Raw genomic sequence first — 344 nt, forward strand, 5'->3', positions numbered from 1 at the left:
CATTACATCCGCGAGCACAATAAACATCCAAAGCCGATCAAGTGGAAGTATGACGATCCTTCACGTCGAATCCGCCATGTGCCAAATCAATGACGCAGTCGACTAGGAGGGGCAGGGCCGCCGTCATCGGCGTAACGACAGAGCATGGCCGCACATCCACGCAATGCACGCCGGCCTTGAATAGCCGTGCGCGCATGCCTTCGAGAAACGCCTGCAACGCCGCCTTCGCGCTGCCATAAAGATAATTCGACGGACGCCCCCGATCTTCCGCCACCGACGAGATCACCGCGAGCGTCCCGTGCCGCTGCGCCTCAAGCCGATTGGCGATCGGCGTGATGAGCGCA

The 344-nt window shown here is 60.2% G+C and carries 1 protein-coding gene; it reads right to left on the reverse strand.

What is annotated here, in order from left to right:
* Nucleotides 1–37 precede the first annotated feature (37 nt).
* Nucleotides 38–344, reverse strand: a 307-nt coding sequence (locus tag NCS02_RS36195) for an SDR family NAD(P)-dependent oxidoreductase (RefSeq protein ID WP_250523713.1), incomplete at its 5' end; no start/stop codon positions are given.

The sequence above is a fragment of the Caballeronia sp. NCF2 genome, from assembly GCF_023631205.1.
GTDB lineage: Bacteria > Pseudomonadota > Gammaproteobacteria > Burkholderiales > Burkholderiaceae > Caballeronia > Caballeronia zhejiangensis.